Origin of the sequence: Acinetobacter sp. YH12105 (assembly GCF_013419095.1) — a bacterium.
Lineage (GTDB): Bacteria > Pseudomonadota > Gammaproteobacteria > Pseudomonadales > Moraxellaceae > Acinetobacter > Acinetobacter pseudolwoffii.
The window spans coordinates 1-8,677 of sequence record NZ_VPAU01000033.1 but is presented as its reverse complement, the minus strand read 5'-3'; the positions used below and the strand labels follow the sequence as shown (position 1 = coordinate 8,677).

Below are 8,677 nucleotides of genomic sequence, written 5' to 3'. Positions count from 1 at the left end.
TTGCGAGATTAAAACATTTCCGTGCTATTGCAACTCGATTTGATAAACTGGCACGCAATTATAAATCTATGATTCGTATAGCCTGTATATTTATTTGGTGCAAAGCCAAATGAGGACACACCCTAGTAATCAAATATGTAATTATTTAATTTATAAACCTGATCGAAATGAAAGTATAAAAATATTGAATAAAAAATTTATATCTATATTTAATGAGCAAGAAGATGCTTTTAAATTTTTAGGTAAAGCAATATCTGATGGAGAATTAAAAGACCAAATTAGGAGATTTCAAAATCAATGTTTGCTTAACTATGTAAGATATAACGCACTGGTTGGTAGTGAAAATTTGGAACATATCGCGAATATTACACCTCAATTAGGTAGTATTCATCGAGAACAAAATTCTAATCTTAGAACAGAGTTAATGAAGTATGTACTTTACCAAAAGGAATAAACCGATCGATTTATTCCTTTGTGAATCAAGCATTTTGCATTTTCTTAAAATCCAAGCGATCAATCAGTAAAATTCCAATCGAGAAAATAAAGCCAAGGATCACGCAACCGATCCATTCAAACTGCTCCCAGGCATAGACTGCACCAAGCGAACCTAAAGCGGCACCACTAAAGTAAATCGTCATATAGACTGCATTAATACGTGAACGCGATTTAAGATCAATCCGATAAACCAGATTCTGATTCAAAACATGGAAGGCTGTCAGACCAAAGTAGGCCATCAGCACACCAATCGCATAGATTACAATATTGTGCTGGGCAAAATATAAGGGCAGTGTAGAGCCGAACATCAGGACAATGCATAGCTTGGCGACCAGATTTTCTCTACCTTGTCCTACGGTTTTGCCTGACCAGCTTGATGAATAAATCCCGATCACGCCCAGTAAGCCAAATAACCCAATTTCGAAATCGGTGAAATAATAAGGTGCATTGCCTAATACAAAAGTCATCGAGGTAAAGATCATCGATAAAATTCCAAAACCCAAGGCACCCGCACAGGCACGCCGGATTAAATGTGGATTCTGACCTGCAAGGCTAAACAAAGAGCGGTAAATGTCACCAATAGTTAAGCCTGCCTGAGCTTGAGTATCGGGTAGTTTTTTCCACATGAGTGCTGCAAAGAGCAAGGTGATCACACCGCTGGATAAATACACACCTTCCCAAGACCAGTAAGTGGAAACAAAGCCGGCAAAGGTACGTGACAGAATAATTCCCATCACCAACCCACTCATCAGCTTACCCACTGTAGCAGCGCTGGATTCAGGTGGGCTAATGGTCGATGCAAAAGGAATTAAGATCTGCGCCGAGATTGCGCCAAAGGTGGCACACAAGGTAAACAGATATAACATTGATAAAGTCGTACTGAATGAAAGCAATATCTGCGAAATGGCTGCAAAGACCATCAGGTTAACGATCAGTTTGCGTTTATTCAGAAAGTCTCCCAAAGGAACCAAAAGCATTAAGCCGAGGACATAACCAATCTGTGCAATCACCACGGCAAAACCGGCCTGACTGGTACTAATGCCCAGACTTTTCTCGATTGAATAGATCAGAGGCTGGTTAAAATAGGCAGAGCCTGCACATAAGCCACATGCCATTGCCATCAATAATACAAATTGTGATGACAATGGACTGACAGATTTCCTTTCTGAATTGCTCATAGGCCCGACTCTTTTAACATTGCCTACACTATAGGCAGTTGCACGACAAAGCAGAAATAATTAAAAACAATCAAGTGATCATTAAAAAGTATATTAAAACAAAAGCATAGAGCTTAGTTTTGAAACTTATCAAAAATTAATGGCTGTTCAATAACATGACAGGATTAAATAAGCGATCTTCATGGAATAGCATATAAATATAGTCGAGAAATTCTTTAAAATATGGCAGAATATGGGGTTTTAAAGTTTTTAGAGGATTGGCAATATGCGCTTTGTTGATGAAGCAGTCATTACCGTAGAGGCTGGCGACGGTGGCAATGGCGTAGCCAGTTTTCGCCGTGAAAAATTCGTGCCATTTGGTGGTCCAGATGGTGGTGATGGTGGTCGTGGTGGCAGTATTTATATACAGGCTGACGACAACACCAGTACGCTAGTTGATTATCGTTATACACGTAAATTCCGTGCAGAACGAGCAAAAAATGGCCGTGGGGCGAACTGTGCTGGTCGTGGCGGTGAAGACACCGTATTAAAAGTTCCAGTCGGAACAACAATTGTAGATGTTGAGTCTGGCGACATTATTGGCGATTTGATCGAAGATGGTCAACGCGTGAAAGTGGCAGCAGGCGGTGACGGTGGTTTAGGAAATACGCACTTTAAATCATCGACCAACCGTTCACCACGTAAGTGTACGCATGGTCAAAAAGGCGAATTCCGTGAAATCCGTCTGGAGCTTAAAGTTCTGGCAGATGTGGGCTTGCTGGGTATGCCAAATGCGGGTAAATCAACCTTCATTCGTGCAGTATCGGCGGCAAAACCAAAAGTGGCAGATTATCCATTTACCACCATGGTGCCAAACCTGGGTGTGGTCGATGCCGACAGTCATCGTTCATTCGTGATGGCCGATATTCCGGGTCTGATTGAAGGCGCATCTGAAGGTGCAGGTCTGGGGATTCGCTTCCTGAAGCATCTGGCACGTACCCGTATCTTGTTGCACATCGTTGATGTACAACCGATTGATGGTTCAGATCCGGCGCATAATGCCAAAGCAATTTTGAAAGAGTTAGAAAATTTCTCCCCGACACTTTCAAAACTGCCGATCGTATTGGTGCTGAATAAAGTCGACCAATTGGCTGAAGAAACACGTGAAGAATGGTGTACCCATATTCTTGAAGAATTGCAGTGGGAAGGCCCGGTTTTTGAAACTTCTGGCTTAACCGCTGAAGGTACCAAAGACGTGGTTTACTACCTGATGGATCAGATCGAAGAGCAGCGTGAACGCGAAGCTGAAGATCAAGAATATGCAGCAGAAATGAAAGCATTCCGTGATCAGCTTGAAGCTGAAACACGTGAACAAACCATCGCTGCAAAAGAAGCGTATCGTGAGATGCGTCGTCAGCAACGTCTTGCCGGTATTCTGGGCGACGATGAAGATGATGAAGATGGCGATGATGATAGTGATGTGGAAGTGTACTACGTACGCTAATCTCTGAGAGAAGAGTCTGAGGACAAGATGATAGAAGTGGTAGATGGGCAGCGTCAGCTCAAGGGTTGTAAACGAATCGTTGTTAAAATCGGATCATCTTTACTCACAGCAAACGGACAAGGTTTAGATTTAGATGCCATCTCGCACTGGGCGGGACAAATCGCAGATCTACACAATGCAGGACACGAGATTATTCTGGTGTCTTCCGGTGCTGTGGCTGAAGGTATGGTGCGAATGAAACTTGAGAATCGACCCACCGATCTACCCAGTCTTCAGGCTTGTGCTGCCATTGGTCAGATGGGCCTGATTCATACCTGGTCAAGCGTACTGGAGAAACACCAGATTCGAACGGCGCAGGTATTATTGACCCATGATGATCTGGCAGATCGCCGCCGCTATCTCAATTCATGTGATGCTTTGCAGAACCTGATTGACTGGCGCGTGATTCCGGTGATTAATGAAAATGATACCGTTTCTACCGATGAAATCCGCTTTGGTGATAACGACACGCTGGCTGCCATGGTGGCAGGTCAGGTGCATGCCGATCTTCTGATTATCTTAACCGATCAGGAAGGTATGTTTGACTCAGATCCACGCTCGAATCCAGATGCCAAACTGTTCCATACGGTACGTGCGATGGATGAGAGCCTGTTTGAGATGGCCGGTGGTGGTGGTAAATTTGGTCGCGGCGGCATGCTGACCAAAGTTCGTGCTGCACGACTGGCGGCAAAGTCCGGTTGTCCGACCTTAATTGCAAGCGGTGATAGTGATGCTGTGCTATCTCGTCTGATGTCCGGTGAATTGTTAGGAACCTTGTTTGTGACTGACAAAGATCGGATGACCGCGCATCAGCAATGGTTGGCAGCACACCTGCAAACGGCAGGTCGTTTGGTAATTGATGATGGTGCGGTAAAGGCCATTAAAGACAATCATCGTAGCTTGTTGCCTGTCGGCGTCAAAGCGGTTGAAGGACATTTTGAGCGCGGTGATGTGGTGGAATGTGTGGATACACAAGGTCACCGAATTGCAGTCGGTCGTGTTAACTTTAGTTCGCGTTCGGCAGATATTGTACGTGGTCTGGCTTCTGATAAAGTGCATCAGGTTCTAGGTGAAGCACGTTCACTCGAGATGATTCACCGCAATCATATGGCGATTTACTAGTGGTGTAAGGTATTGAAAATATTATCTTAAACTATATGGTTTGATTATTTAACTACTTATCTAGCTACTTTAGTTTAAAGCCCACGTGTTAACGTGGGCTTTAATTTATTAACAGTAATTAGTTTATAAACCTATCCGCTCATAACGTTTTCTGAAAGCATCTTTACCACCTTCCATAATTTGACATACATCGTTTCGGATTGTTTCATGAACTAAACTTCCAAAGTTCTTAATTTCAACTTGCCCCTTATGGAAATGCATGACATTCACTAAGTCAGCATCTCCATTTACTACAATATTAGGATTATGAGTGACAATAATAATTTGACGCTTATTTTTGTTAGTATGTATTTGATTTACTATCAGGTCATAAATAAGCTCGTTATCTAAGTCATCTTCTGGTTGGTCAATAATTATTGGTTCATTTCCATGACTAAGCAAGAATGCCAAAATAGCAGCAGCTTTTTGACCAGCAGAACCTTTAGAAATATTTACGAATTCTCTACCATCACCTTTTCTTGAGTATTTAACTTCAAGTAAATCTTCTGGGAACCAAGTTAATAGCCTACCATAGAATTCAGGTTGACTTTGATAGCGCGAATGGAGATGAGTAATAAATCTATTATCAATATTAAATTGAGGTAGGCTATTTCCATTTATTAAATTATTAATATTGTTAACAAGATTGGTCTTAGCAGTAAGCTTTGTATTGTTTTGACAATTTATCAATTCATTAAGAAGAGAGTGTTCTTTATCTTCTTTATTGTAAATTGTATTAATGAAATTAAAAGTTCCTATAATATCTCTGAAAATAGGCTCGATATTTTCAGTTTCGCCATAAGGTAAAATAGTCATTTTTACATAGTTGTTATTACTTAAAATAGAATCAATAAATTCTTGTCTTTTTTGCTGAATTACTCCTCGCAGTCTGGTAATTTCATTAATACATGTTTGTCTTTCTTGTTGGTTATCTATAAGTCTTAATTTCTGAGATTCTATTGTTTCTAAATTGTGTAGGATTTCTTGCTTGCGTTTATTCCAAGCTTCATATTGTTCATTATCAAAAGGTATTCCTCTAGTTGTGTAATCTTCTAACATAGCTTGATAGGCTTGTTCATTTGCATTTTTGAATGTAGACCAACTTGAATGCTCATAAGCAATGTTAGCTTGTGAGATGGCTGTATCCAATCTTGTTTTTAAATTTCTTGATTCTTGAAGAATACTTAATAGCTCACCGGAAAATGTAGCATTAATTTGTGCCAATTCTGTTTTTAATTGCTCTTGTAAGCCATTAATATTATGTAAGAAAAGATTAGGTAGTTGAGTGCTAGAAACTTGATTTAATTTCTCATTTAATTCACTAACATCAAGGCTTGATGTTAAAGCTCTTTGAACATTCATGCATATTTCATGTCCTGAGAGAATGTGATTATGACCGCCCGATTGAAAACTTAAAATATTAGTATTTAGAGCACTCAATTCAGATCTAAGTGTTCCTTCCATAGATGTCGAATTATTTAAAGCTCTTTCTTCTGCTAAGAGACTCATAACCTGATTGCTTTGAGTCTCTATCAAGTCTATATATGCGTTGGTATTAACGTTTGGTGATCGATCAATTATTTCTAGCAAAATGTTGGGATGTGAAGCCAATGCATTAATTTGTTTTTGGCTATATAAATGAACAGGGAAACGATCTTTAATATTGCCTTCATCTGGAACTAAATCTCCTTCGTCATATTTATAGAATTGTAATGGAGTGGACTTAGACCATTTTGTACAATATTCAGTAGCATGGTTTTTTACTGAAATTTCTATTTCAGTATTGTTATCAGTGACATCATTAATAAAATTTTGAATCTCACTATGTATTTTATCTAATTCGTGAGTATCTTGAGATTTACCCAATGATAATCTTAATGATTCAATAAATGTTGATTTTCCAGTACCACGTCCTCCAATAATTGCATTAAATAATGGATGAAGCTGGAATACAGGAGTGCTATTTTCTATTCTGCCACAATGCTTCATTTTCTTTATTGCTAGTTTTTTTATGTAAGCTTGTGGAAGTTGATTAGGATTTTCAATTTGGTTAAGAATGCAATAGTTCTTGTCTCTTAAGGCGTATTTAAGGCCCTCAATATCAGGTGCACCCATTTTAACCCAACTATAACTTGCACCTAATTGAGCTAGGGTATGAGCATCAGAGCCTTTAACTATTGCTAAATGATTACAGTCATTTTTTAGATCTGGATGTATGGAGGAATTATGTAAGAGCAGATGGTCAATAAATTGTGCACCATCAAACAATTTTAAATTGGCCTTTAAATCTGGGGTAGTTGTAGTTACATTGTATAAAAGGCCTTTGGGGCCTTCGATATGGGCAGGCATTACAATGCCATTTGATAATTTGATTTGGTGAACTACATCTGAAATAGAAAGTGTTGAATAGCAGTTTTCTGGGTCACCCATTTGACCATCTACATTTAATCTACAGCTTCCTAGAATTCTTGTTAAATCATTACTGGAAACGCTTGGATCAAAAATAGCTAACAAGTGAATTCTACTGGCGCCTAATGAAATAGTTAACTCAAATCCTGGGAATATAATGAGGGGTCTGAACCAATTTTCGTGAATACTCTGTGAGTAGGCATTTTTTAAAGCATCAATATATTCACCGCTATTGTGATCGGTGACAGCAACACAATCGATCTCTTTTTCCATTAGAGCTTTAAGCCATTCTTGAGGTGAAATATTAGTAGGTTCTCGGTAATCGAGTGAAACTGGTGTGTGTGTGTGAAAGTCAAACTTATACCATTGACTACCTAAAATATTGGTCATTAAAAAATTCCCCTTTTGCTTCTGTTAATAATCTTATTCATATTTTGTAATTGTCTGAAGTATACTTAAAAATTAATAAAAAGAATGAAAAATAAAGAGTTAAGTAGGAAGTAATGAGGGAAGTATGGGACAAGCAAAACAAAGGGGCCTTTTAGTGTCTCGCATAGCGCAAGCAAAGCAACAAAAACTCGACGGTGAACGTATTACTATTCAAAAGGTTAGACGTCGTCTATAGCTTCCGGATAATACTGAATTTTTGGGGTATGTAATTCACCTTTACGATCAAGGTAAGTTTGTTGGAAGAATCGAAGAGAGCTATGTAGCTATTAATCGAGTTAATGTGAAAATTACGGACTTAGCTCAGATTTTTGACTCTGTTCAAGAGGTTATTAAAGAGGCTTTAAAAATTGATAAGTACCGGTTGTTGGTTTGTCTATTATTCGAAGTTGATAATCAACATATGATCCATGATGTATGGGCTAATTTTTAACAAAAGAATGAAAATAAAATTTCATTCTTTTAAGAGCTTTTAGAAAATAGACCAAAAATACGTTGTTTTTTCCTTCTTATTAAATGAGTATGCAAATTTTTGTTGTTTGAAATAGAGCTCACCGGAGGGAGTCTTAGGATAGACGGATTTTCTAATATTTTTTTTGCGTCTTCTATTGAAGTAAAGGGCTCATAAGGATGAGAAAATTTTGGTTCTTGAATCCACTTGATCGGTAGGTTTATTATTCCGCGAGGATCTCTATTTAAAACTACCCATTCACCTGTTTCTAGATGTTGGTTAGGTGCACTTAGATTAACTAATTCATGGCAATAAAAAATATCAGTTGGATTTATCTCGGCATATAAAGAAATTTCACTTCCCTTATAATCACCTTCACCAAATGAGTTAAGTGTATCTACTTCTACCTGCACTGTATTGTGATTTAATAGTTCAGCTGCCATTTTTAATTGATATAAATGAGTTGCTTGTCCGCATTCTGCATGAAGACTTTCATCTGTTCTCTCATTCTTAATTCTTCTAATCAATTTAACTTTATCTAAGCCTGTTATATGTAAAGCGTTCTGTACATGCTCATATATGTTTTTAACTTCTTCAATAATAGAGTCTATGTTTTCAGTTGTTAAATTATTAAATTGATTTATTGCTGGAATAATTTTATGGGAGCTCACAACTCTATCTGAATAGAACGGATATCGTCTGAATCCTAGAGCCTGTTCGACAAAATATGTTAAGAAAATGTACCCATCGCCTTTATAATTTCTAAAGCCTTGTATATCCCCACCGTTCTTATTTCCATCACCTAAACATTTACATAAAAAGGGGTGTTTTACCTCATATTTCTTAAATGTTTTGAATAGTTCACGTTGTCTAGTTACAGTAAAATCAGAGATGGATCCGTAAATTTGAACAACTCCTATAAGTGATATTCTGCTCCTCAAATGATGTTATAAACATCAATATATGGAGTATTTTATGGCACGTAGACCAAGAAGAAATCATTCAAATGATTTT

The 8,677-nt window shown here is 38.2% G+C and carries 6 protein-coding genes and 1 pseudogene; 4 read left to right on the top strand and 3 right to left on the bottom strand.

Annotated elements, in window-relative coordinates; translation table 11 throughout:
* Both FTU44_RS14635 and FTU44_RS14630 read left to right on the top strand, forming a co-directional pair.
* Nucleotides 1–113: pseudogene (locus tag FTU44_RS14635) on the top strand (IS5/IS1182 family transposase); the annotation flags it as partial.
* Nucleotides 110–454 (top strand): hypothetical protein, encoded by a 345-nt coding sequence (locus tag FTU44_RS14630; protein WP_180051262.1) that lies wholly within the window; start codon nt 110–112, stop codon nt 452–454. The pseudogene FTU44_RS14635 and the gene FTU44_RS14630, both read left to right, overlap by 4 nt.
* A gap of 25 nt (nt 455–479) precedes the next feature.
* On the opposite strand, the gene FTU44_RS14625 is transcribed toward FTU44_RS14630, so the two are convergent.
* Complete coding sequence (locus FTU44_RS14625; protein ID WP_074383014.1) at nt 480–1,673, bottom strand: MFS transporter; 1,194 nt, start codon at nt 1,671–1,673, stop codon at nt 480–482.
* Nucleotides 1,674–1,938: 265 nt separating this feature from the next.
* Here FTU44_RS14625 and cgtA point away from each other — a divergent pair, with 265 nt between their 5' ends.
* Together cgtA and proB are read left to right on the top strand one after the other, a co-directional pair.
* Nucleotides 1,939–3,156, top strand: a complete 1,218-nt coding sequence (gene cgtA / locus FTU44_RS14620; protein ID WP_180000441.1) for an Obg family GTPase CgtA — start codon at nt 1,939–1,941, stop codon at nt 3,154–3,156.
* 27 nt (nt 3,157–3,183) lie between these two features.
* Nucleotides 3,184–4,317: a glutamate 5-kinase gene (gene proB, locus FTU44_RS14615; RefSeq protein ID WP_005096449.1), complete on the top strand. Its 1,134-nt coding sequence runs from the start codon at nt 3,184–3,186 to the stop codon at nt 4,315–4,317.
* Nucleotides 4,318–4,440: 123 nt separating this feature from the next.
* On the opposite strand, the gene FTU44_RS14610 is transcribed toward proB, so the two are convergent.
* Complete coding sequence (locus FTU44_RS14610; protein ID WP_180051259.1) at nt 4,441–7,155, bottom strand: TrlF family AAA-like ATPase; 2,715 nt, start codon at nt 7,153–7,155, stop codon at nt 4,441–4,443.
* A 519-nt stretch (nt 7,156–7,674) separates the two neighbouring features.
* The gene (locus FTU44_RS14605; RefSeq protein WP_180051256.1) at nt 7,675–8,334 is read right to left on the bottom strand and encodes a hypothetical protein; all 660 of its coding nucleotides are present in this window, start codon (nt 8,332–8,334) and stop codon (nt 7,675–7,677) included.
* Nucleotides 8,335–8,677: the final 343 nt, after the last annotated feature.